This window comes from Vitiosangium sp. GDMCC 1.1324, from assembly GCF_003044305.1.
Lineage (GTDB): Bacteria > Myxococcota > Myxococcia > Myxococcales > Myxococcaceae > Archangium.
Genome location: NZ_PZOX01000016.1, coordinates 1 through 21,961 on the forward strand (window position 1 = coordinate 1; position 21,961 = coordinate 21,961).

At 67.0% G+C, this 21,961-nt stretch carries 18 protein-coding genes and 2 pseudogenes; 14 read left to right on the plus strand and 6 right to left on the minus strand.

All coding sequences use genetic code 11. The features are described 5' to 3' along the window. A partial coding sequence (locus DAT35_RS36815; protein ID WP_108073956.1) for a recombinase family protein occupies positions 1-1,460 on the minus strand: 1,460 nt, incomplete at its 3' end. A 969-nt stretch (positions 1,461-2,429) separates the two neighbouring features. On the opposite strand from DAT35_RS36815, the gene DAT35_RS36825 reads away from it, so the two are divergent. The 3 genes from DAT35_RS36825 to DAT35_RS36830 all read left to right on the plus strand — a co-directional run bounded on the left by DAT35_RS36825 (position 2,430) and on the right by DAT35_RS36830 (position 5,068). Further along, positions 2,430-3,542, plus strand: coding sequence for a hypothetical protein (locus tag DAT35_RS36825; protein ID WP_108073957.1), 1,113 nt, complete (start codon positions 2,430-2,432; stop codon positions 3,540-3,542). 622 nt (positions 3,543-4,164) lie between these two features. Next, on the plus strand, positions 4,165-4,650 hold the full coding sequence (locus DAT35_RS58435) for a hypothetical protein (protein WP_146210051.1): 486 nt from the start codon (positions 4,165-4,167) through the stop codon (positions 4,648-4,650). A gap of 13 nt (positions 4,651-4,663) precedes the next feature. Further along, positions 4,664-5,068 (plus strand): hypothetical protein, encoded by a 405-nt coding sequence (locus tag DAT35_RS36830; protein WP_108073958.1) that lies wholly within the window; start codon positions 4,664-4,666, stop codon positions 5,066-5,068. A 211-nt stretch (positions 5,069-5,279) separates the two neighbouring features. On the opposite strand, the gene DAT35_RS36835 is transcribed toward DAT35_RS36830, so the two are convergent. Beyond that, a complete protein-coding gene (locus DAT35_RS36835; RefSeq protein WP_108073959.1) occupies positions 5,280-6,011 on the minus strand; it encodes a DUF4184 family protein in 732 nt (243 codons plus the stop codon). Between the two features lie 51 nt (positions 6,012-6,062). Here DAT35_RS36835 and DAT35_RS59430 point away from each other — a divergent pair, with 51 nt between their 5' ends. Further along, positions 6,063-6,239 (plus strand): hypothetical protein, encoded by a 177-nt coding sequence (locus DAT35_RS59430; protein ID WP_158502064.1) that lies wholly within the window; start codon positions 6,063-6,065, stop codon positions 6,237-6,239. 45 nt (positions 6,240-6,284) lie between these two features. Further along, positions 6,285-8,585, plus strand: a complete 2,301-nt coding sequence (locus DAT35_RS36840) for a nitric-oxide reductase large subunit (RefSeq protein ID WP_108073960.1) — start codon at positions 6,285-6,287, stop codon at positions 8,583-8,585. A 112-nt stretch (positions 8,586-8,697) separates the two neighbouring features. On the opposite strand, the gene DAT35_RS36845 is transcribed toward DAT35_RS36840, so the two are convergent. Continuing rightward, positions 8,698-9,633: a M12 family metallopeptidase gene (locus tag DAT35_RS36845; protein WP_108073961.1), complete on the minus strand. Its 936-nt coding sequence runs from the start codon at positions 9,631-9,633 to the stop codon at positions 8,698-8,700. A gap of 320 nt (positions 9,634-9,953) precedes the next feature. Between DAT35_RS36845 and DAT35_RS36850 the strand changes: the two genes are divergently transcribed. Together DAT35_RS36850 and DAT35_RS36855 are read left to right on the plus strand one after the other, a co-directional pair. Continuing rightward, positions 9,954-10,877: a hypothetical protein gene (locus DAT35_RS36850; protein ID WP_108073962.1), complete on the plus strand. Its 924-nt coding sequence runs from the start codon at positions 9,954-9,956 to the stop codon at positions 10,875-10,877. 119 nt (positions 10,878-10,996) lie between these two features. Next, positions 10,997-12,301, plus strand: a complete 1,305-nt coding sequence (locus DAT35_RS36855; RefSeq protein WP_108073963.1) for a hypothetical protein — start codon at positions 10,997-10,999, stop codon at positions 12,299-12,301. A 56-nt stretch (positions 12,302-12,357) separates the two neighbouring features. On the opposite strand, the gene DAT35_RS36860 is transcribed toward DAT35_RS36855, so the two are convergent. Beyond that, positions 12,358-13,971 carry a heme peroxidase family protein gene (locus tag DAT35_RS36860; protein WP_199243103.1) on the minus strand — a complete coding sequence of 538 codons (1,614 nt, stop codon included), beginning with the start codon at positions 13,969-13,971 and terminating at the stop codon, positions 12,358-12,360. A gap of 257 nt (positions 13,972-14,228) precedes the next feature. Here DAT35_RS36860 and DAT35_RS36865 point away from each other — a divergent pair. Continuing rightward, positions 14,229-14,876 (plus strand): annotated as a pseudogene (locus DAT35_RS36865) (NADPH-dependent F420 reductase); the annotation flags it as partial. An 8-nt stretch (positions 14,877-14,884) separates the two neighbouring features. Further along, the gene (locus DAT35_RS36870; RefSeq protein ID WP_108073965.1) at positions 14,885-16,519 is read left to right on the plus strand and encodes a Na+/H+ antiporter; all 1,635 of its coding nucleotides are present in this window, start codon (positions 14,885-14,887) and stop codon (positions 16,517-16,519) included. 1 nt (position 16,520) lies between these two features. Here DAT35_RS36870 and DAT35_RS36875 read toward each other — a convergent pair whose 3' ends face one another. Then, positions 16,521-17,426 (minus strand): LysR family transcriptional regulator, encoded by a 906-nt coding sequence (locus DAT35_RS36875; protein ID WP_108073966.1) that lies wholly within the window; start codon positions 17,424-17,426, stop codon positions 16,521-16,523. A 161-nt stretch (positions 17,427-17,587) separates the two neighbouring features. Here DAT35_RS36875 and DAT35_RS36880 point away from each other — a divergent pair, with 161 nt between their 5' ends. Both DAT35_RS36880 and DAT35_RS36885 read left to right on the plus strand, forming a co-directional pair. Beyond that, on the plus strand, positions 17,588-18,631 hold the full coding sequence (locus DAT35_RS36880) for an NAD(P)-dependent alcohol dehydrogenase (protein WP_108073967.1): 1,044 nt from the start codon (positions 17,588-17,590) through the stop codon (positions 18,629-18,631). 83 nt (positions 18,632-18,714) lie between these two features. Beyond that, entirely contained in the window at positions 18,715-19,710 is a 996-nt protein-coding gene (locus DAT35_RS36885) for an aldo/keto reductase (protein ID WP_369946306.1), read from the plus strand. Positions 19,711-19,767: 57 nt separating this feature from the next. Here DAT35_RS36885 and DAT35_RS36890 read toward each other — a convergent pair. Then, a pseudogene (locus DAT35_RS36890) lies at positions 19,768-20,111 on the minus strand (LysR substrate-binding domain-containing protein); the annotation flags it as partial. Between the two features lie 363 nt (positions 20,112-20,474). On the opposite strand from DAT35_RS36890, the gene DAT35_RS36895 reads away from it, so the two are divergent. The 3 genes from DAT35_RS36895 to DAT35_RS36905 all read left to right on the plus strand — a co-directional run bounded on the left by DAT35_RS36895 (position 20,475) and on the right by DAT35_RS36905 (position 21,920). Beyond that, positions 20,475-20,858 carry a DUF2255 family protein gene (locus DAT35_RS36895; RefSeq protein ID WP_108073969.1) on the plus strand — a complete coding sequence of 128 codons (384 nt, stop codon included), beginning with the start codon at positions 20,475-20,477 and terminating at the stop codon, positions 20,856-20,858. Between the two features lie 221 nt (positions 20,859-21,079). Continuing rightward, positions 21,080-21,484, plus strand: a complete 405-nt coding sequence (locus tag DAT35_RS36900; protein WP_233261943.1) for a cupin domain-containing protein — start codon at positions 21,080-21,082, stop codon at positions 21,482-21,484. 103 nt (positions 21,485-21,587) lie between these two features. Next, the gene (locus DAT35_RS36905) at positions 21,588-21,920 is read left to right on the plus strand and encodes a carboxymuconolactone decarboxylase family protein (protein WP_108073970.1); all 333 of its coding nucleotides are present in this window, start codon (positions 21,588-21,590) and stop codon (positions 21,918-21,920) included. The last annotated feature ends 41 nt before the right edge of the window (positions 21,921-21,961 follow it).

A 21,961-nucleotide genomic window follows, 5' to 3' on the forward strand; every position in this document is an offset into this window, starting at 1 on the left:
TTGGCCAGCTCGAGCAGGCGTGCTCGGTCCTGGCTCGTGAGCTCTACCTTCTCGTGCCGCAGTACCTGCTGGTGCTCGCGCTCGAGCGCCTCCATCTCGCCCAGCTTCTCGTTCCACTCACGCTCCAGCGTGCGGGCCACCACGCGGTTGTCCGGGTCCACCGCCTTGTAACGGCGCTCGGCCAGTTGCGCCTCGTAACGCGCGCGCTCCAGCCGGAGTCTCCACTGGCGCTCCACCTCTTGGGCCTGACGCTCCACCTCCCGGGTGATGGCCAGGCCCAGCTCAATCTCCGGCGGCTGGACCGTCTCCAAAAAGAGTCGGGCGACTGCCTCGTCAACGCCCTTGGCCGACACCGTCCAGCAGATGCCCTTGTCGGTGAAGCGGCGGCACTCGTAGTACGGACGCGCGGGCTCCCGGTAGGAGGTCTGCATCCGGTGACCGCACCGACCACAGAGCACCAGCCCCTGCAACAGAGCGCTCCCCTCGCGGGCAGCACCGCGCTGGTCCGGCTGCTGGTAGCTGGGATGGTTGGTAGCGAGCTTCTTCTGGTTGGCCATGTACTCCTCCCAGCTGATGTAGGCCGGGTGGTGGTTCTTCAAACACACCTTCCATGCTTCCCGCGGCAGCCGCGTACTGCGCTGGCGCCGCACCTGCCCGTCCACCAGCGCCATGTGCCTTTCATTGCGCCCGAAGACATAGGCACCGGCGTAGGTGGGGTTGTGGAGCATGGAGAGCAGCAGGGTGTAGCGCGGTGGCACCTGGCGAAGCTGGTGCGTGCCCGGCTCTCGCATGGGCAGGCTCAACCCGTTCTTCATGAAGTAGCGCAGCACGGCGTACGCGCTGCCCTCCAGGCGAAAGCGCTCGAAAACGAGGCGCACGGCTCGCTGTACCCCTTCGTCGGGGTCGAAGCGAAACCGGCTCGTTGCCTCCTCCCACTCGTAGCCCACGGGGGGCGTGAGGTGGAGGGCGCCACGCCGGGCCTTGGACAGCCTGCCGCCCTGCAAACGCAACCGCATCCAGTACAGCTCGGCTTCGCTCATGGTGCCCTTGAGGCCCAGCAGCAGCCGGTCGTTGTAGTCGCGCGGGGTGTAGACAGCCTGCTCGTCGGCGAGGAGCACGTCGGCCAGGCCGCACAGGTCCAGCAGTCGGTGCCAGTCCGCCGAGGAGCGTGCCAGGCGAGAGACTTCCAGCGAGAAGATGACGCCGACGCGTCCGTGCGCGACATCCTCGGCCATGCGCTGGAAGCCCGCCCGCCTGTCCGCGCTCGAACCGCTCTGGCCCATGTCTTCATCGATGATGTCAATGCGCTCGGGCGGCCAGCCCAGTTCCAGAGCGCGCTGGCGCAGGGCGTACTGACGGGCCGTGGACTCACGATGCTCGTGGACCTGCCTGAGCGTGGACTGGCGCAGGTATACCACCGCGCGACGCTCCAGATGCGTGGCTCGAACCTTGTCGTTCATCGCCTTCCTCCGCGTCTACGGTTTCGGCGCGCAGCGCCTTGTGCAGCAGGGCGGCCCACGTGCCGAGCAGTTGCTGTCTTGCCTCCACGGGCAGTGCCGCCCACGGCGGGCTGGATTTCTGGGAAGGACACGTTGGCATGTGTCAACGTAGGTCCACCCTGGGCCAGGGGCGTGGCTGATGGGCCCTGGGTGCGACCGAGCGCCACCTGCACCGCACTGGCAAGCTCGAGCAGCGCGGGGACGGAGAGGCGGACTGCGCGACCACCGACGCTCGGCGGAACGAGGGGTGGGGAGCGGTCCGTCCACTCGAGCGGCAGTCGCATGTACTGTCCGGGAGGATGCTCCACGTCGACGTAGCGCCGGCCGTCCTGGCTGCGAATGAACCGGGCGACCGGCAGCTTCACTCCCTTGAGAGGGTGAACCGGCAACGTGACGGTCACGCGCTCAATTAAGGGTGGAGGACTTGTGGCAGTGTGTCGATGCCGTCGTGAAGGGAGCTCGAGGGGTGAGAGCGATTGTGGAGCACCTGGGATTGCCCACGGCGAGTGCGCGCCTGGCCCGTGCGCGAGGGCCACCCCAGGCTGCGTGGTGTTGAAGCTCAAGACACCCAAGAAACCCAGGGCCCCTGCCGCGCACCTCATGGGAGGGCGGCCTGGGTTGGCGTGTACTCAAAGGGGCTGCGCGGCCTCTCCACCAGCTTGGCGCACTGCTCGGCCGGCCTCTGTCCTCGGCCCTCCTCGGCCCCTCCGCTCTCGTCCTCGCCTTCAACAGGCCTTCCATCCTTCTATACGTGGGCGGCTCTCCTTCAGATTGTTCTGACGCCGCTTCGAAGCAGGAGCCCCGCGGCGCCAGCTTCTCAATTCTTCCATGAAATGCAGTGATTGACGGATTTCCCCGCCAGTGAGAGCATGCGCACCGAGCGTTCAATCCAGCCACGGCACCTGCCTGGAAGGAACAAAGGAGGAAGACGTGCGCATCGAACGGCTATCGGTGGGGTTGCTCGCGGCAGTGACGCTGATCCTGGGAGGAACCCAGGCGGGCTGTGGCCAGCCGGAGCCCGAGTCCCTGGAAGCCCCCGGGGAGGAGCAGGGAACGAGCACCTCCGCCCTGAGCTACCCCAACGGGAGCAGCCGGACCGTGGTGTCGAAGCGGGTGGTTTACAAGGATGGCTCGGGCAACTACCAGGCCGCGCCGGGCTTCGAGCAGTTCCGCGCGGCCGGAGCACCGGACGGAGACCTCCACAACATCCGGATCGCCGAGGTGGATGCACCCCTCACGCGCGAGGCGATCGTCCTGATGTCGGCCGGCCAGAAGATCTCCAGCAGCGGGCACAACAGCGGGGTTACGGGGCAAGGGGCGAGCTGGGACGCGACCTGTGATGCCGTCTCCTGCCCGAACGTGACGTTGGATGGCCGCTCGCTGGCGATGAAGCTGCGCTCCCTGGGCTGGTTTCCCTCGGGCTCCACCTACCTGGCCGTGGCCAACGACAACAACTTCGACCATCTGTTCGACAGTGGCGAGAAGCAGCAAATCGTGAACGGCTTCGTGGGCTGGCTCCAAGCGCAGATCCGCCCCGAGACCCGGTCCATCTACCTGGCGGGAAGCTCGCGCGGAGGCTGCCTGGTGATGCGCATGGCCCAGGCGCTGCGCGCCAACCCGGCGTACGACGGCATCGATCTCTACGTGTCGTCGTTCGACGGGGTGTGCAAATACACCCAGGGCGAGTTGGGCACCTTCGGGGAGAAGATCAACAACCCCGTGCGCCCCTGGGGCACGTTCTACGGCGGCTGGGCCACGGATCTCTCCGCGCAGTTCCCCCGGAAGGGGCGGCTGCACATGTACCACATCGCGGGTGGGGAGGAGGTCGCTCCGGCCTCGGGGATCCGCGCCTTCTCGGCGTACTCGGGCTCGCCGCCGGGGACGGGAAGCAACCTCGACTGGGGCTGGTACAAGCAGACCTGGGTGAAGTGGCAGCACAAGGAGATCGGCAACCCCTACACCGAGCCCAGCGCGTCGGATCAGCCGCGCGTCGTCTCCGAGACCATCGACGCGCAGCTCACCTGGCTCGATGCCTTCCTGTGAGAGTCCAGGGTCCCGGCAGTGCCCAGACCAGGCGAGCGCTCCCCGGGTAAGAACATCGACCTTCACCTCACGAGCGTCGGCTTTACGTCACCTCGCCTTGGTCACCAGCGCTTCGCGGTTTCTTGCCCGCTTGCCCCGCTCGGTGCCGCCTCACAACAGGTTCCTGTTCGTCGCCCCGCGGCTTCGTTCCCCGCTTCCTTCACGTCGGCCTCGCGGTCCGGCGCTCTGATGGTGTCCCGCTCATCCACTGGAGCATGAGTCAGGCCCCCGAGCGTCTGTTGCCCGCCCTAGGTGCTGGTTGCGTCTAACGCGATGCCCTGGCCCCTCTCACCGTGTCCGAGGTGGCGGCGCGCTCGGTGCCGCGTCGCTGTCCTTTCCCTCCAGACCCGGGCATCGGCTGCCGCTGGAGTGTGCTCCACCAGACGGGCAAGGGGGGCGCTGCGACGTGTGCAGCGCCCCTTCGGTACACTCGGCATGAAACTGAGTTTATGGGCCTGATTTGCCAGCCTTGTAAAACGCGGAAAAACATAAAAACCAGTTACCTGCATGTAGGAGGCACAAGCTCAACCGCCGGACCGGAGCAGCCACGCGAGACCATGGGGACGAATCAAGAGGACACCAGATGAAGTTGATTGCCTTGATAACGGCCGTAGCCATGGCGTGCGTTGGATGTGCTCACGCGCAGCGCCCGGAATCCAGAATCTATGTCGTCTCCAAAAGCGCGGAGGGGTTAGGTGCCGCGCTCGCTACTGGCGGCTCTGGTGGCCATGATTGCCAACAAGAGCACGTGGAGTGCATGCAACGCTGCTGGGACAACCGCTATCCGTGGCCATACAGCGAGGAGCAAAGCGGTTGGTATCACGAAAGGTGCATAAAGACCTGTCGAGAGCAGTTTGCGGAATGCGACAAGGAACAGGAACAAGCACTGAGAGAAAAGGAAAAGAAGTTGAATTTCTCCAGTATGGATCGCGCGATTGAGTGGATCAATGGGCATAAGGGCGAAATGACTGTCGGTGCGATTGTCGTTGTTGCGGGAGTCACCTTTGCCCTGGCGGTAAACCCCCTGGGTTGGTTGGTTCTGGTTCCTGTTGCCGTTGCCGCCTCCTGATCTGGATATGCCGATGAAATACAATCCCAACTTTGACGTTGACTCCGTCCTAAACACGCTGCGCACCGTAAATGAGAAATACCCGGAGGGCACACCAGAAGACGAGGCAATCCGGATCGCCGCCGTGGCGCTGCTTTACGTCCGCGAAAACCAGAAGCTGGACGATTACCGCGAGTTCTTCCGTAAATTCTACACGCCCGCCGCTGAGTACGTGACTGTTTCCCACACGTTCGCAACGAGAGAAGAAGCGGACGCATGGCTTGCCAGCGCCACGCCCCGGGATGGCGAGCTTGTCCGAATCGCTGGCCAGGGCTTCCAAGTCATCCCCCAGCGAGGCGGGCAGGGTTTTAGATTCCTCCAAACCCCATTGCCGGACGAGTTAGCGAAGAAGAAACCCAACGACCCGGGAAAGAAGTAGGCATCCCCTCCACTAACCAACGCACGGAGCAGCCCCGGCGCCATCCGTGCGACCCGGTCACTTCCCCTGGGGCACTGCGCTTGGGCCGGCGTGTGCCTGAAGAGGGCTGCAGCGCCTCTCCTCCGGCCAGGCGCGCAACTGCAGCCATTTCTGGTCTGCTCAGCGACAACTACACCTTCCGCACCTGGACATGCGGCCCTCGGGCCGGTTCTCACCTCCGGGCCCACACGCAGCCCAGGGTGAGCCCGACGAGCGCTCCATCGAGCACGTGCCACACGGTCCACTGCAGTTGCAGCTCGAGCGGGGCGTGGAGCGGCGCCCTCGCCAACCTCAGGCCCAACACCAGCGCCCCGAGGACCACGGTGGGCAGCAGCACCGGAAGGAATCCGCGCCAGGAGCCACCCGGAGTCTCGGGCAGGTGGGGGTAGCGGCGGGCCAGGAGCCCCAGCACCAGCAGCGAGCCCACCACCGAGGAGCCGTGCTGGAGCCAGGTGACGAGCGGCAATTCCCAGGGGCCCAGCGCGAGCGAGGCATGGGGGTAGAGTTCCTTCGCGGGCCAGCGGTAGCGGTGGGTGAAGCCATCCCACAGCGCGTGGGTGGCCGCTCCGAGCCACACCGCGAGGGCTGCCTGGGCCCACGCGCGTGCGCCGACGGGCAGACCCCGGGTGCGCAGGAATCGGCCCCACTGCACCCCGCCCACTTCGGGAAGCGTGCGGCGCAGCACCGGGAGCACCAGCACCTCCAGCCACACCCAGAGGAGCAGGCCCACGGGCAGGCTGAAGCGCAGCAGCCCCTCGGGAGTGTGCGAGGCGAACGCGCTCATCCCGAACAGGTACGCGAGGTCGGGCACACTGGATCCTACCACAAGCGCCGCAGGCGGCAGCCACCGCACCCGGCACAAGGGCAGCACCGCGGCGGCATGGGCTGGCAGGGTGACGGGCATGGACGCAGGAGCGTCATTCCTAACATACGCAACCGAGCACAAGAACCGACGATGGATGAGGACCTGCGGGAAGCGACGCTCGGTGCGCCGACCGAAGTCAACAAACAAATCCAGAAAAACATGGATTGGGAATGCATAATTTTCGCGTTCCAGCCCGTGGATGCACCGGTTGCGCGCACGGAGCGCGTAGGCGCGAGGGGGAACGGCATGGAACGGGGCTTGCTCTGAGAGGGGGCGAACCCACGCATCCCCTCCTTTCAGGAGCCCCCGGTCATGCAACACCGCAAGCTGTGGCTCGGCCTTGGCGCCGTCGTTCTCCTCTCCTTCCTGGTCCTGGGCGGCCAGGGAGTCCGCATCTCGCGCTCGCTGCCGCCCATCCCCGAGAAGGTGGCCACCCCCGACGGCACGGTGCTGCTCACGGGCGAGTCCATCATGCGCGGGCAGAACGTGTGGCAGTCCATTGGAGGCCAGCAATTGGGCTCGGTGTGGGGCCACGGCGCGTATGTGGCGCCGGACTGGAGCGCGGACTGGTTGCACCGCGAGGCCTCCTTCGTGCTGGACACCTGGGCGCGCGCCGAGGGGGCCGCCTCCTATGCCGAAGCCCCGGCCGAGAAGCAGGCGGCCCTGCGCGAGCGGCTCACCGCGCTGATGCGCACCAACACCTATGATGCGAGCACGGGCACGGTGACGCTGGCCCCGGTGCGCGCCGAGGCGATGCGAGCCAACGCGGCGCACTACGTGGACGTCTTCGCCAACGGTCGCTCGGCCTACGCCATCCCCGAGGCCGCCCTGACCGATCCCGAGAAGCTGAAGGCGCTCACGGCCTTCTTCTGGTGGACGAGCTGGGTCGCCTCGACGAACCGGCCCGGCGACAGCGTCACCTATACGCAGAACTGGCCGCACGAGCCGCTCGTGGGCAACCAGCCCACCGCCGGCATGACGATGTGGAGCATGGCGTCCGTGGTGCTGCTGCTGGCCGGCGTGGGAGGGCTCCTCTGGTACCTGGGCGGCAAGAAGGAGGACGAGGAGCTGGCACCGCCCGCGAAGGATCCGTTCCTCGGCGTCCAGCTCACTCCGAGCCAGAAGGCCACGGGCAAGTACTTCCTGGTGGTGGTGGCGCTCTTCCTCGTGCAGGTGGGGCTGGGAGGCGTGACGGCGCACTTCGGCGTGGAGGGAGGAGGCTTCTACGGCGTGCCGCTGGCGAAGTACGTGCCCTACGCGGTGACGCGCAGCTGGCACACGCAGCTGGGCATCTTCTGGATTGCGACGGCATGGCTGGCCACGGGCCTCTTCGTGGGCCCGGCGGTGAGCGGGGTGGAGCCGAAGTACCAGCGGCTCGGGGTCGACTTCCTCTTCGTGTGCCTGGTCATCATCGTGGCCGGGGCGCTCTTCGGGCAGTGGGCGTCGGTGCAGCAGCGGCTGGGCAACGGGGATGCCTGGTACTGGTTCGGCCACCAGGGTTGGGAGTACGTGGACCTGGGCCGCTTCTGGCAGATCTTCCTCTTCGTGGGCCTGTTCGTGTGGCTGTTCCTCACGGCGCGCGCGGTGTGGCCGGCGCTGAAGAAGCCGTCCGAGGGCCGGCCGCTGCTGGTGCTCTTCGTCATCTCCTCGCTAGCGATTGCCTCCTTCTACGGGGCGGGCCTGATGTATGGGCAGCGCAGCCACATGGGCATGGTGGAGTACTGGCGCTGGTGGGTGGTGCACCTGTGGGTGGAGGGGTTCTTCGAGGTGTTCGCCACGGTGGTGATGGCGTTCCTCTTCACGCGGCTGGGGGTGCTGTCGGTGCGCACGGCGGTGCCGACGGTGCTCTTCACCACCACCATCTTCCTGTTCGGCGGCATCATCGGCACGTTCCACCACCTGTACTTCTCGGGGACGCCGTCGGCGGCCATCGCGCTGGGAGCGACGTTCAGCGCGCTCGAGGTGGTGCCACTGGTGCTGGTGGGTCGCGAGGTGTGGAGCCACATCCGTCTGTCTCGGCTCCCGGGGTGGATGGAGCAGTATCGCTGGCCCATCCTGTTCTTCATCGGGGTGGCGTTCTGGAACCTGGTGGGCGCGGGGTTGTTCGGCTTCCTCATCAACCCGCCCATCGCGCTCTATTACATGCAGGGCCTCAACCTGACGCCGGTGCACGGCCACACGGCGCTCTTCGGGGTGTACGGCATGCTGGGCATCGCGCTGATGCTCTTCTCGCTGCGGATGATGCAGCCGGAGGCGCGCTGGAAGACGAAGCCGCTGGCGTGGGCCTTCTGGTGCATCAACGCGGGCCTGGCGCTGATGGTGGTGCTGTCGATGCTGCCCATCGGGGTGCTGCAGACGAAGGCGGCCATCGAGCAGGGCACGTGGTGGGCGCGCAGCGCGGAGTTCCTGCAGACGCCGCTGATGAACACGCTGCGGTGGCTGCGGGTGCCCGGGGACACGCTGTTCGCGGTGGGGGCGGTGCTGCTCGCGTGGTTCATCGTGGGGCTGAAGACGGGCTGGTCGCTCGAGCGGGCGGATGCGCCCCAGCAGCAGCCCGGGTCCGAGCGGCTCGGAGCCGCGGCCCCGGCCCACGCCGTGGTTCGCCGCCGCTAACGCCCCGCGGGTCAGAGATAGCCCGGGGGGCACGAGCGAGGACGAGTGCCTCGCCGCATCTGCCTCCCGGGGCGGGAGCCAGGCGAGGCCCCGCGAGAGCGCTCAGGCATCGCTACTGGCATTGATACAGCTTGTGTATCTTTTTGACGTCGAGCGCCGTGAGGCCCGGCTTGTCGTAGGGCTCGACGATCTTCGCGCCCTTCTGCTTGGGCACCATGGTGTCCCGCCCATTGCTCGTGAACGCCTGGGCGCCATAGTGCATGATGGATGCATATTCATAGGGGATATCCTGGGTCGTGCAGTCCTGACAGATGTCGAACTGGCTCGTCATCCCCTGCCCAACGTTCTGGAAGTTGACAGTGATGTACTGATCTCGATCCGGCCGGCTCTGCTCATGATAGAAGCCAAGGGAATGCATGAGTTCATGAACGGCCGTGCCCTTGAACTCACAACCCTGCCCCAGGCTGAGCTGCTGCTCTCCTTGTTGGATATCTCCAACGTACGAGTAGCACCCCTGACCCAAGAACACGGTGACGAAGTTTCGTTCCCGGGTCTGAGGAATGAAGCGCACACAGGTCTTCGCGTCGTACTCGGCGATGGCTTGCTGGAGGGCAGCCTGCGCCTGGCGCGGCAGACTGGGGTGTACCCGGTACGGAACGACGACCTTCCCATCGACCTTGGGCCATTTCAGCTGCGGGTTCCGGATGGCATTATTCGTCGAGTACTCACTCATGACCTGGTTGTACAAACCAACGACCATGTCTCCTTCGGTGATGGCCAGGTCTCCTCTCTTCACGATGGTCATGGGCGAAGGCTTGGAGGCCCCGGCGCGCAGGGCTTGAAGGAGCGTGGGAGACTCATCTCCGCTCAACGACTGCCAGGGCGCCAGTGGCTTTGACTCGGTAGCGGGTGGAGCTCCCGTGTCGTTCTCGGGCTGCGGGGTGACGGGCACGGTCTTGCCCATCGACTTCTGCGCATGGGCCTCCAGGGCGGGGGTGATGAGCAGCAATACCAGGGCGAGGGAATGAAACAACCGGGTTCCTGCCATGAGGGATCTCCTGCGAGGCGTGAAGGTGCCTCCCCACCAGGGTGTAGGAAGGCCATGGAGCACGTTTCATACCAAGGCCGGCAAGCGGGACTTCAGAGGAGGGCGGCTGCGAGGGGGGTGCTGGCGGAGGGCCTTTGACGTGTCAGTTGACGTGTCACGGGTCCCGTTGACGTGTCATTGACGGGCGGGGCCCGCCGGGACGGCCGCCGCGCTGCACCTGGGCCAGCTCGCCGCCGCTGAATCACACGAAGTGCGAGGGAGTCATAAATTGGGGCAGGTTTATCTTGACGGAGCACGGTGGCAGGTCGTCTGCTTCACGAATGCCCAACCAAGACCCCGAGTATCAATCCTGTATCCAGAGTTCCGAGCGTGTGTCGTGGAGGATCGACGATCTGCTGCCCAAGGACACCGTGCTCGACTTCAGCCGGCGGTTCCTCTCGGATGAACTGACAGGGACGGAATCCATCCGCTGCTTGAACGCGGAGGAGAAGCTGATGCTCAATCAGATCCGCTCCAACAGCTATGCCCACATGTTCTTGTTCCTGGAGGAGTATGCCGTCGCCCTGGCGTCGCACCGCGCCGGCCTCGAGCTCCATGGGAACTCGACCCACATGCGCGCGCTCCTGCGCTTCAGCGAGGAGGAGATCAAGCACCAGCAGCTCTTTTCGCGTTACACCAGCGCGTTCGCCCGCGGATTCAAGGTGGTCCCGAGCCTGCTCGACAACCAGGTCCAGGTGGCCAAGGCCATCATGACGAAGTCGAACCTGGGCGTGCTGATCTTCAACCTGCACATGGAGCTCATGACGCAGCAGCACTACATCGAGACCGTTCGTGGCAATGACCGCGAGGCGCTCGATCCGCTGTTCTGCAACATGCTCAAGCACCACTGGCTCGAGGAGGCTCAGCACACCCGTCTCGATTTCCTGGAGGCCCAGAAGATCATCGCCCAGGCGCCCGAGACGATGGATGCGGCGATGGCCGAGTACGCCGAGCTCCTCCAGGCGCTTCGGGCGACGTTGAACGCGCAGCTCCAGCTGGATCTTCAGACCTTCGAGAAGGCCGCGGAGCGCACCTTCACGGAGGCCGAGCGGAAGGAGATCTTCGAGGCCCAGGAGCGCTCGTACATCTGGAGCTTCATCGGCATGGGGATGAAGGCGCCGCTCTTCCTGTCTCGCCTGCGCTCGCTGTCGCCCATGGCCGAGCAGCGCGTCCTCGAGCTCGCCCCGACGTACTACTGCAACTGAGCCGAGCCGCTGGAGACGAAACAGGCCCAGGTGGCTGACGACTCAGCGGAGTCGCGTACCGGAGGGACCAGCGAGGGGGGCGAGCGCTTCGCTCTCCTCGAAGGTAGTAGGGTGGCTGCATGACTCTTGCCCCCGCCGCCGCCCTCGGCCTGCTCGTTTCCGTTGTGCCCTCGCAACAGGAGAAGCCGCTCCTGGTCGTCACTCCGCCCGAGGCGCGGGACGCAGTGCTCCTGGACGAAGAGGCCGCGAAGCTTCATGACGCGGCAGCCGCGTTCCTCGCCCAGCAGAAGGTCGGCGCCGAGCTCGTTCCGCCCACGGAGATACGCGCGCTCGCGGTGCTCGCCGCATCCGGTCGCACGGCCGATGACGGCCCGGTCTGTGCGAGACCGCCCAGCCTCGAGGAGTTGATTTCCCGCCGCTATCCTGGAGCGGGACGGGCGTACGTCTCTGCCACCAGCGCCTGCAAGCCTTCCCCCGTCTCGACGTCTGCCGACGCCGTCGACACCGACGATCCCATGGCCCGCCTCGAGCGAGACAAATCATGTGAGCGGATGCACATGCTCGAAGTCGGGGGACGGATCCCTGGGGCAGAGGGTCAGCAGGATCGCTGGCTGCATTGGCGCGCCACGGTGGCACATCCCGAGACCGGCCAGGGCTGGATCGAGGCCATTCGTCACCTCCGCAAGTTGCCCCAGTCACCCATGGGCTACAGCATCCTGGGCCTGGACAAAGGGCAGGGCGTCGAGCTCGAGTACTCTGTTCTGCTGGGGCCCTGGCGCAAGGGCGGTCCATTCTTTTCCCGCGCCCCGAGCGGATCGGCCGCGGCGGTTGCGCTCCGCGAGGGGCTTGCCGCGGCCGAGGAGCGGGTCCAGACCTGTCACGTGGAGAGTTACGGCCGCTCCTCCGTAGGGCTGCAACTCGATCGGGAGGGCAAGGTCGCCGCCTGCGTCTCCGCGTCGGACGAACGGGCACGCCCGGCTCATCACCACTGTCTCTGCGACGCATTCGCGCAGGCCACGTTTCCGCCCGGTGCGAAGGGTCGGCGGCTCTTCGTGGCGCTCGTCAATCACTACCCGCCGCGCGGCGAGCCGCGTCCGGAACGCGGCTCCCAGTTCTCACCTCCCACCGAGAACACAGTCTGGGTGAACGAGCTGCCAAAAGAATCCTCGCAGGAAGTCAGCGCCGCGGCCGCGGCCTGTGTGAAGGGAAAGCCGCTCTCGGCGAGTTTCGAGGCACCCATCACACTCGCCCTGGCCCCCGACGGCACGGTGAACGAGGCTGCGTTCAACCTTCCGCCGGGGCTCGAGGAGACGCGCGAGTGCCTGGTTCAGGCGCTGCGCAAGGCGCGCTACGTGTGCCCGGAGGAGGGCTCGGGCTCCGCCAAGGCGGGGCTGAGCCTGCGGCCTCCTCCCGCGAAGAAGTAGCCTCCAGGCAGCAGCGTTCCTTCTCGCGGTTCATTCCATGGAGAGCAGAGGCTCGCTCAGACGACCGGGTTCTGGGCCTGTCGGATGAGGTCGGCCATCTTGAACTCATCACTGGGCGAGCGGAACTCCTGGAGCGGACGCCAGCGCGGCGCCTGCCGGAAGAAGGAGTAGTTGTCGGCGAGCATCAACCCGATGATGACCTCGCCCACGATGCGCCCGCCCACGGGCCCGAGGCGGATCTCCGAGTCGTTGTCCTTGAACGACTGCATCGCCTCGGCGAGCACGTAGAACCAGAGCGGCGCGTTGCCGGCGAAGTCGCCGAACTCCGTGATGGAGGGATTCGACTTGAAGTCCGCCTCGGTGGCCTTGCCCACCCGTAGCTGCTCATCCGGAATGGGCTCGACGCCCATCAACCGCGCGACGTCCTGCCCGGAGGGCAGGCCCATCCTCAGGCCTCGCAGCAGGTTGCGCGTGGCGAGCGAATGCGGCGGGGCGCCAGCGACGGAGTGGGGCAGCGACCCGAGCGGGTTCACGATGGACGTGTCGATCTTGTAGGCCGGCTGAATGCGCATCTTGCCGAGCAGGGGCGCGTCCCCCATGTGGAAGAACAGCCGCCAGTCGATGGCGAGGTCCTTCCGGATGCTGCCGAAGCCGACGAGGCTGTCCTCGTTCCTCGACGAGAAGATGGGCAGGCGGTCAGTGGACTCGTTGATGCGGTAGATGGGCCGGACCATGGAGTGGCCGAACCGGTACGCGGCGGCGGCGAACTCGATGGGGATGTAGCCCTCCTTGATGGGTTTGTAGAACAGCAGCTGCGGCGGGTCTTGGAGGATGTCCGTCCCCTTGGCGATGTGGGGCAGGAGGGTGTGGAGCATCTGCTCGCCAATGATGGTCGGCAGGAAGTCGTGGAGGATGACCCACTGGTAGTGCCACCGGACCAGGCGCTGCGCCTCCTGGAAGGTGGTCATCCCATCCCGGTCGATCAGGTAATCCACGATGCTGTTGTGGAAGCGGATGAACGTGGCCTGCAGCTGCGCCACGATCGTGTTCTCGTCGTTTCGCGGATCTCCGAGGAGCGCGCGAGCCGGGTCCTGGCCGTCGGGGCTGTTGCGGGGAAGGTCGTGGGCATGGGGGTCGGCGGGGTTGCCCGAGAGCGGAGCGCCCAGCAACAGGTGCAGGCCGTCATCCCGGTAGAGGTAGGGCTGGTCATCGGGGCCGCGCCCAAACACACAGTCCAGATCGAAGCGGGGTGTGCGGAAGTCCACCAACCCATCCGGATCGTTCTGACGCTCCAGACTGCTGGTCGGGTCGAACGTCAGATCGTGGTCCATGAACTGGCCGAGGTAGGTGAAGCCCGCGGAGATTCCGGGATTCTCCTCGTCGTCTCGCTGGTCCTCGGGAGTGGGGGTGGGCTCGAATTCGGCCACCATGTTCTTGCCCAGCTCGGCGAGCTCGTCGGGGTCGAACTGGGCGGCCGGCAGGGTGCGGAACATGCGCCCGAAACGGCCCTCGAACTGAGGAGAGCGGCGGCTCAGGTCCGAGCCGCGAATCACGCCATGATGGCCGGTGGAGATCCGGCCCTGGGGCTCTGGAGCGAGTCGGGATTCGGACTGCGTGGCCGTGGGGGAGCCCGCGGAGGGCGGGGGTTGGTGACCAGACGGTGGACGCACGGAAGTTCTCCTGGGTGGGAAGACGAGCAGGAGGATTTGGCGTGTGTTCGCTCGTGGCCACTGACCGGCCGGGCATGGACTGTGTTCTGAATCGTGCTCGGCTTCGAGCCCCCCAGCCTCACCACTACTGTTAAGCGCTGCTTAAGAGCCTATTGGTTCCCTGGCACGTAGTCATCTGCGGGAGCGGGGCGTACTTCTCTTCATGAACTCGGGGCACAACGGCACAGACGTGCGCCGCGGAGACTCAGGCAAGGGAAGGTCGCATGCGAGTGGGCATTCTGGGTTCGGGATTGATGGGTAGCAAGCTGGGGACGCTCTTCGCACGTGCCGGCCACGACGTCGTGTTCAGCTACTCGCGCAGCCAGGAGAAGCTGAAACAGCTCGCGCGGAATGCCGGTGGGAACGCGCGAGCGGGAACACCGGGTGAGGCAGCGCGGAACGCGGACGCTCTCCTGTTGGCCGTGCACTGGTCCCAGGTGGACGAGGTCCTGGCTCAGGCGGGCGACCTGTCGGGCAAGGTGCTCGTGAGCTGCTCACTTCCCTTGAACGCGAGCAACACCGACCTCGTCGTTGCCCATACCTCTTCGGGTGCGGAGGAGCTCGCGAAGAAGGTTCCCACGGCCCGGGTCGTCCTGGCTTTCAACACGGTGCCGAGCGAAGTGCTTGTGGGCGTCTTCGAGGGCCGGCGAAAAGCTCCCAGACCCAGCCTCGTGTACTGTGGCGACGAGTCGAGCAGCAAAGCGGTTGTCGCCGAGCTGATCCGCCACGTGGGATTCGATCCCGTGGACGCTGGCCCCTTGCGAATGGCCCGGTACTCCGAGCCGTTCGCGATGCTCATCGCCCAGCTCGCGTACGGCGGACAGGGAGGCCCGGAACTGGCGTACCGGTTCGAGCGGTTGAGGTAATAGGACGCATGCACGTCTTCGAGCTCATCATCGCGTTGTTGCTCGCCGGGGCGGCCCTCACCGCGCTGTCCCGGCGCATCGGGACTCCCTACCCGGCGCTGGTGGCGCTCGCTGGCGCGGGCCTGGCGCTCGTTCCTGGCACGCCGACGCTGGTCCTGGATCCCGAGCTCGCGCTCACGCTCTTCGTCGCGCCGGTGCTCCTGGACGCCGCGTTCGATTCCTCCCTGCGTGATCTCCGGGCGAACTGGCGGACGGTTGCCGGCCTCGCCGTCGGTGCCGTGGTGCTCACCATCGCCGTCGTCGCGGTGGTCGCCCGCCTGCTCGTGCCCGGCATGCCCTGGGCCGTCGCGGTGGCGCTCGGTGCCATCGTCGCGCCTCCCGACGCGGCGGCCGCGACCGCCGTCCTCAAGCAACTCCGCCCGCCGTACCGGCTCCTCGTCATCCTCGAGGGCGAGAGTCTCTTCAATGACGCGAGCGCGCTTCTCATCTACCGTCTCGCCGTCGGTGCGACGCTCGCGGGTGCGCTGTCGCCAGCGGGCGTCATTCCCCTGCTCTTCGTCGTCACCGTGGGCAGCGCGGTGCTCGGGTTGGTGCTGTCGCGGGTGATGGTCCTGCTGACCGCGCGGATACACGATGTCGCCATCGCGGTCGTCGCTCAGTTCTGCGGGACGTTCGCGGTCTGGATGCTCGCGGAGCGGCTCCACCTCTCCGGCATTCTCACCATGGTCGTCTTCGCGATGGCGGCCGCCCGCCGTGCCGCGGACGTGACCCCGGCACGCGTCCGGATTCCCTCGTATGCGGTCTGGGAGTTCGCCGTGTTCGTGTTGAACGTGCTCGCCTTCATCCTCGTTGGCTTCCAGCTGAAGGGGATCCTCGGCCGGATCGACTCGCGCACGCTCCTCGAGTACGTCGGCGTCGCGGCCGCGGTGTGTGTCGCGACGATCCTCGCGCGGATCGCCTGGGTGTCGGGCGCCGCGGCCTTCAGTCGCTGGCGGTGCCGTCCGGCGCCGGACGGCGCGGCGGGGCCAAGAGATCCGGTGGCGCTGTCGAAGCGCTCCGCGGCGGTCGTGGGGTGGTGCGGCATGCGAGGGATCGTGACGCTCGCCGCGGCGCTCGCTCTTCCGACCGGCGGGGACGGCGGGCCCGCGTTTCCCTACCGCGACCTCGTCCTGTTCACCGCGTTCTCCGTCGTGCTCGGGACCCTCGTCGTCCAGGGCATGACGCTGCGCCCTCTCATCAACGTGCTCAAGCTCAAGGACGACGGCTCGGTGGAGCGGGAGGTGCGGCTCGCCCGTGTCGAGACGTTGCGCGCCGCGCTCTCGGCCACGGCCGGGTTGCCCGGCGACGAGATGTCGGGGTTGATGCGCCGCCGCTACGAGATCATGCTCCGGCGCGCCGAAGCGGCGCAGGGCGGCGTCGGCCATGCACCTGACGGGGCGGCCACGAGTGACGGCCGCGCGTTCAGTTGCGACGCGGCCATCGTGCGCAAGGCCACCTCGGCCGAGCGGCAGCGGCTCCTCGCGCTGCGGGCGGACGGCACCATCGGCGATGCGGCCTTCCAGCGGGTGGAGCAGGAGCTCGACCTGGAGGAGTTGGACTTGCAGCAGCTCGCCCCCAGCTCCGATTCCGAGGGAGCTTCGTGATTCACAGCGCGCGCCTGGCCAGCTCCCTGGCGGCGTCCACGAAGAGGCGCAGTGCCGGGGAGCGCTGCGCACGGCTGGGGAAGTAGAGGAAGAAGCCCGGAACCGTGGGCGCGTAGGGCTCGAGCACCCGTTGCAGCGTCCCGGTGCGCAACTGCTCCGCCACCATGGGTTCCAAGACGTACGCCAGCCCCAGGCCCTGCTCCGCCAGGGACGCGCTCAGCTGGCTTTCGTTGGTGACCACGCCCCCGCGCACCGGCACGCGCCAGTTCCTGCGGCCCCGCTCCAGCTCCCAGGCATAGAGCGCCCCGGTGGTCCGCATGCGGAAGGTGATGCAGTCGTGGCGCAGCAGATCCTCGGGTCGCTGGGGCGTGCCGTGGCGCGCGAGGTAGCCGGGCGCGCCCACCACGACGAAGCGGAAGGCGTCGGTGAGCCGCACCTGCACCATGTCGCGCTCGATGGCCTCGCTCAGCCGCACGCCCGCGTCGTAGCCCTCCGCCACGATGTCCACGAAGCGCTCCTCGATGACGACCTCCACCTCGATTCGCGGGTGACGCTCGCGGAAGGTGGGGACCACCGGGGTGATGACGTAGGGCACCGCCGCCCGCGGCACCGACAGCCGGATCCGGCCCACCGTCTCTCCCGGTCGAGCGGAGACCTCGGTGAGGGTGGCGAGCGCCTGTCCCAGTGCTGGGCCCGCGCCCTCCACGAGCCGCCTGCCCGCATCCGTCAGCGACACGCTGCGCGTCGTACGGGTGAGAAGCACCACACGCAGCTGCTCTTCGAGCTGCCGCACCGCCTGGCTCACCGCGGGTGTGGAGACACCGAGCTCGCGTGCCGCGCCGCTGAAGCTGCTCAGGCGGGCCACGGCGAGGAAGACCTGGAGCTGTGAGAGGGGAGCTGTATTCATGGCGAGAGTCGAATGCGACGACGCGACCGAGGCGCGGACGCTTCACTGTTAAGCACCGCTTAAGAGCCTATTGGTTCCCTGTCGCGTAGTCATCCGAGAACTCGGGGCGTACTTCTAGGGGTGAAAGGGGCGCAACGGCCCCGAACCCAATCTGGAGAAACATGCTCACCGTCAATGCCTACGCGGCCACGGCCGCCACCAAGCCGCTCGGTCCGACGACCATCCAGCGTCGTGACCTCGGACCGCACGACGTCCTCATCGAGATCAAGTTCTGCGGCATCTGCCACTCGGACATCCACCACACTCGCGGCGATTGGGGCTCGGCGACGTACCCCATTGTCCCCGGCCACGAGATCGTCGGGCTCGTCGCCCAGGTTGGCTCCAAGGTCACCCGGCACGCCGTCGGCGACCGCGTCGGCGTTGGTTGTCTGGTCGACTCCTGTGGCGAGTGCGCGAACTGCCGCAAGAGTGAGGAGCAGCACTGCCTCAAGGGGTTCACCGGAACCTACGGCGGCATCGGGAAGGACGGCCAGCTCACCCAGGGCGGCTATTCCACCCACATCGTCGTGACCGAGGACTTCGTCCTCAAGATTCCCGAGGGCATCGGGCTCGACGCCGCCGCGCCGCTGCTGTGCGCCGGCATCACGACGTACGCGCCGCTGCGCCATTGGGGCGCCGGCCCTGGCAAGAAGGTGGCCGTCGTCGGTCTGGGCGGGCTCGGGCACATGGCCGTGAAGCTCGCGCACGCGATGGGGGCCGAGGTCACCGTCCTGTCGCAGTCGCTCAACAAGAAGGAGGACGGCCTGCGCCTCGGTGCGGACCACTACTACGCCACGAAGGAGCCGGAGACGTTCAAGAAGCTCGCCGGCTCGTTCGACCTCATCGTGAACACGGTGAGCGCGAAGATCGACCTCGACGCCTACCTGTCCCTGCTGGCCCTGGACGGCGCCCTGGTCAACGTGGGCGCACCCGCGGAGCCGCTCTCCCTCAAGGTGTTCTCCCTCATCATGACCCGCCGGTCGTTCGCGGGTTCGCTGATCGGCGGCATCCGCCAGACCCAGGAGATGCTGAACTTCTGCGCCAGGCACCACATTGGCGCCGACATCGAGGTCATCCCGGCCAGCAAGATCAACGAGGCCTACGAGCGCGTGCTCGCCTCCGACGTCCGGTACCGGTTCGTGATCGACGCCGCGACGCTGAAATAGCCACGGCCCGCTCCGCGCCTGGTGCCACCCGGGTACGGGGCGGGTGCCTACCTTTGCACCATGACTTCTAGAAGGGAGACATCATGCTGACCCAACGCAAGCTCGGACGGCAGGGACTCGAGGTTTCGGCCCTCGGTCTGGGGTGTATGGGAATGAGCCAGTCCTACGGCACCCCCGAGGAGCGCGACGAGCACGAGTCCATCGCCACCATCCAGCGAGCCCTCGAGCTCGGGGTGACGTTCTTCGACACCGCCGAGGTCTATGGCCCCTTCCACAACGAGGAGCTCCTGGGGCGCGCGCTGCAGGGCCGGCGCGACCAGGTGGTCATCGCCACCAAGTTTGGCTTCCGCATCGAAGACGGGAAGATCGTGGGGCTGGACAGCCGGCCGGAGCACGTGCGCGAGGTGGTGGAGGCCTCGCTGCGCCGGTTGCGGACCGACCACATCGACCTGTTCTACCAGCACCGCGTCGACAAGCGGGTGCCCATCGAGGACGTGGTGGGCGCGATGGCGCAGTTGGTCCGCGAGGGCAAGGTCCGCTACCTGGGGTTGTCCGAGGCAGGGGAGGAGACCATCCGCCGCGCCCACGCCGTGCACCCCATCTCGGCGCTGCAGAGCGAGTACTCGCTCTGGGAGCGCAACCTCGAGGAGCGCATCCTCCCGGTGCTGCGCGAACTCGGCATCGGCCTGGTGCCGTTCGCTCCGCTCGGCCGCGGCTTCCTCACCGGGACCGTCCAGCGCGCCGAGTCGTTCCCGGAGGGCGATTTTCGCAGGAACGACCCGCGTCTGCAGGGCGCGAACTTCGACGCCAACCAGCGCATCGCCAGCGTGGTGAAGGCCGTGGCCCAGCGCAAGGGCGCGACTCCGGGGCAGGTGGCGCTGGCGTGGCTGCTGGGCCGGGGTGAGGACCTCGTGCCCATCCCGGGCACCAAGCGCCGCAAGTACCTGGAGGAGAACGTGGCCGCGGCGGAGCTGGTGCTCACCGCCGCCGAGGCCGCGGAGCTCGACACGGCCGTCCCGCCCGGCGCGACGGCGGGCCCCCGCTACAGTCCGCAGCAGATGGCTCAAATCGATCGCTGAGGGGCGCTCGTTTCGATGGGCGCGGCGCTCGGGTTGACGCCTCCAGCACCCGCCTGCCTATACCGCGTGCACGGCCAATTCCCTGGCGGCATCCACGAAGAGGCACAGTGCCGGGGAGCGCTGCGCACGGCTGGGGTAGTACAGGAAGAAGCCTGGAACCGTGGCGGCGTAGGGCTCGAGCACCCGCTGCAGCCGCCCGGTGCGCAGTTGTTCCGCCCCCTGGGCTCGAAGGCGCACGCCAGCCCCAGGCCTTGCTCCGCCAGGGACACGCTCAGTTGGTTGTCGTTGGTGACCACGCCTCCGCGTACCGGCACGTGCCAGGTCCTGCGGCCCCGTTCCAGCTCCCAGGCGTAGAGCGCCTCGGTGGGCGCGCCGCGCCGCTGAAGCTGCGCGGGCGCGCCACGGCGAGGAATGCCTGGAGCTGTGGGAAGGGAGCCGTATTCATTCGCGAGCACTGCCTTCGAGGGTCTCTGTGTGGGTTCCGCCTCGGCCGCGCGCAGCCCCCCTTGCCCAGGAGGGGAGGCGCTGCCCGGCCGCACCCTCGAAGGCACTCGACGCCCTCGAGAAGGCCGCACCCCATTGTTGAGCAGAGCTTAACAGCCCATTGGCTTCAGGGCGCCTAGTGCTCGGCGGCACCGGGGCGTACCTCTATGGGGGTCGTCATGGTTCGACCATGCGCCCATAGCCGATGTGTCTATCCGCCACAGCCATGCCGTCTCATCCCTTGCTGCCCCGTCCATCAACTCTCGAGGAGGACCCAAGCAATGACCACCTGGTCGAACGACGAACTCCGCAGGATCGCCGGAGCAGATGACCTCCACATCGCCCCGTTCCGGCAGGATGGAAGAACTCCCGGCACCCCGACGTGGATCTGGTCCGTGGCGGTCGGGGACGCCCTGTACGTCCGCGCCTACAACGGGCAGGACTCCCGGTGGTACCAGGCCGCGAAGACGCAGAAGGCGGGACGGATTCTCGCCGCCGGCCTCGAGAAGGAGGTCTCGTTCGAGCCGGTCAACGGTCCGCTCAATGACTCCATCGACGCCGCGTACCGAACGAAGTACCGCGGCAGCCCGTATCTGGAGGCGATGATCAACGGTCGCGCACGGTCCGCGACGGTGAAGATCACGCCGCGTAACACCGCTGTCTGACCGGCGAGCAACTGCCCGCGCGGACCTGCTGCGCTCGATCGGCGGCGCGCTCTGACCGCCCGCCGTCACCACCCGTACCGATCCAAAGGATGGACATGAGACTTCTCGCTGCGACGCTTTTCCCTCTCCCGTTGCTCGGTATGGCCTTTGCCCAGGCCAGCCCGAAGGGCGATCCCCCTGACGCAGGCGCTTCCCCGGCCGCCTCACGCGGAGGGGCTCCGGTGCTGCGCATCACGCGCAGTGGCTCGCAGCCCTCCGCCAAGGGGCCTGCCGAGATCTTCACAGGCGCCGTGCGCATCGACCCGCTCTTCCCGGCGAACGCCCCCGCGCGCGCTTCGGGCGCCTCCGTCACATTCGAGCCTGGCGCCCGCACGGCGTGGCACACCCATCCGCTTGGGCAGACGCTCATCGTGACGTCTGGCGTCGGCCGCGTGCAACTGTGGGGCGGCGCCGTCGAAGAGATTCGTCCGGGCGATGTGGTGTGGATTCCGCCCGGCCAGAAGCACTGGCACGGCGCATCCCCGACCGCCGCGATGACCCACCTGGCCATCCAAGAGGGGCTCGACGGCAAGGTCGTCGAGTGGATGGAGAAGGTCACCGACGCACAGTACGGCGCGCAGCCTTGAACGGTGCCGTGCAAGTCGAGCTGACGCCCGACGAGCTCCGCGAGATTGAGTGCGTGGAGAAGATGTCAGGGCATTGAGAGAGGAATCACAAGGAGGAGCACACATGGTGAAGAAAGGAAGTCCCGGCAACGCGCAGAAGTCCATCGGCGACGTCGCGCCGAAGTTGGCCGAGCTGACTGACGAGGTGCTGTTCGGAGATGTCTGGGAACGTCCTCAGCTGTCCAAGCGCGACCGGAGCTTGATCACCTGCGCCGCGCTGGTGGCGACTGGAAAGACGGAGCAGATGAGCTTCCACTTCCCGCGCGCCATTGAGAACGGTGTGACACAGGAGGAGCTCGTCGAGCTCATCACCCACCTGGCGTTCTATGTCGGCTGGCCCAACGCCATGTCGGCCGTGGGGCGTGCGAGGGAGTTGCTCGAGAAGAAGCAGCCGTGAGTTTCATGTTCGCGCGCCGCCTGAAGCGAGTCTCCTTCGGG

Coding starts and splice junctions, on each gene's coding strand:
- DAT35_RS36835 (WP_108073959.1), bottom strand. CDS start 6,011: ATGCCCGTCACCCTGCCAGCCCATGCCGCCGCGGTGCTGCCCTTGTGC.
- DAT35_RS36905 (WP_108073970.1), top strand. CDS start 21,588: ATGGTGAAGAAAGGAAGTCCCGGCAACGCGCAGAAGTCCATCGGCGAC.
- DAT35_RS36885 (WP_369946306.1), top strand. CDS start 18,715: ATGCTGACCCAACGCAAGCTCGGACGGCAGGGACTCGAGGTTTCGGCC.
- DAT35_RS36870 (WP_108073965.1), top strand. CDS start 14,885: ATGCACGTCTTCGAGCTCATCATCGCGTTGTTGCTCGCCGGGGCGGCC.
- DAT35_RS36880 (WP_108073967.1), top strand. CDS start 17,588: ATGCTCACCGTCAATGCCTACGCGGCCACGGCCGCCACCAAGCCGCTC.
- DAT35_RS36895 (WP_108073969.1), top strand. CDS start 20,475: ATGACCACCTGGTCGAACGACGAACTCCGCAGGATCGCCGGAGCAGAT.
- DAT35_RS36840 (WP_108073960.1), top strand. CDS start 6,285: ATGCAACACCGCAAGCTGTGGCTCGGCCTTGGCGCCGTCGTTCTCCTC.
- DAT35_RS36845 (WP_108073961.1), bottom strand. CDS start 9,633: ATGGCAGGAACCCGGTTGTTTCATTCCCTCGCCCTGGTATTGCTGCTC.
- DAT35_RS58435 (WP_146210051.1), top strand. CDS start 4,165: ATGAAGTTGATTGCCTTGATAACGGCCGTAGCCATGGCGTGCGTTGGA.
- DAT35_RS36875 (WP_108073966.1), bottom strand. CDS start 17,426: ATGAATACAGCTCCCCTCTCACAGCTCCAGGTCTTCCTCGCCGTGGCC.
- DAT35_RS36855 (WP_108073963.1), top strand. CDS start 10,997: ATGACTCTTGCCCCCGCCGCCGCCCTCGGCCTGCTCGTTTCCGTTGTG.
- DAT35_RS36830 (WP_108073958.1), top strand. CDS start 4,664: ATGAAATACAATCCCAACTTTGACGTTGACTCCGTCCTAAACACGCTG.
- DAT35_RS59430 (WP_158502064.1), top strand. CDS start 6,063: ATGGATGAGGACCTGCGGGAAGCGACGCTCGGTGCGCCGACCGAAGTC.
- DAT35_RS36850 (WP_108073962.1), top strand. CDS start 9,954: ATGCCCAACCAAGACCCCGAGTATCAATCCTGTATCCAGAGTTCCGAG.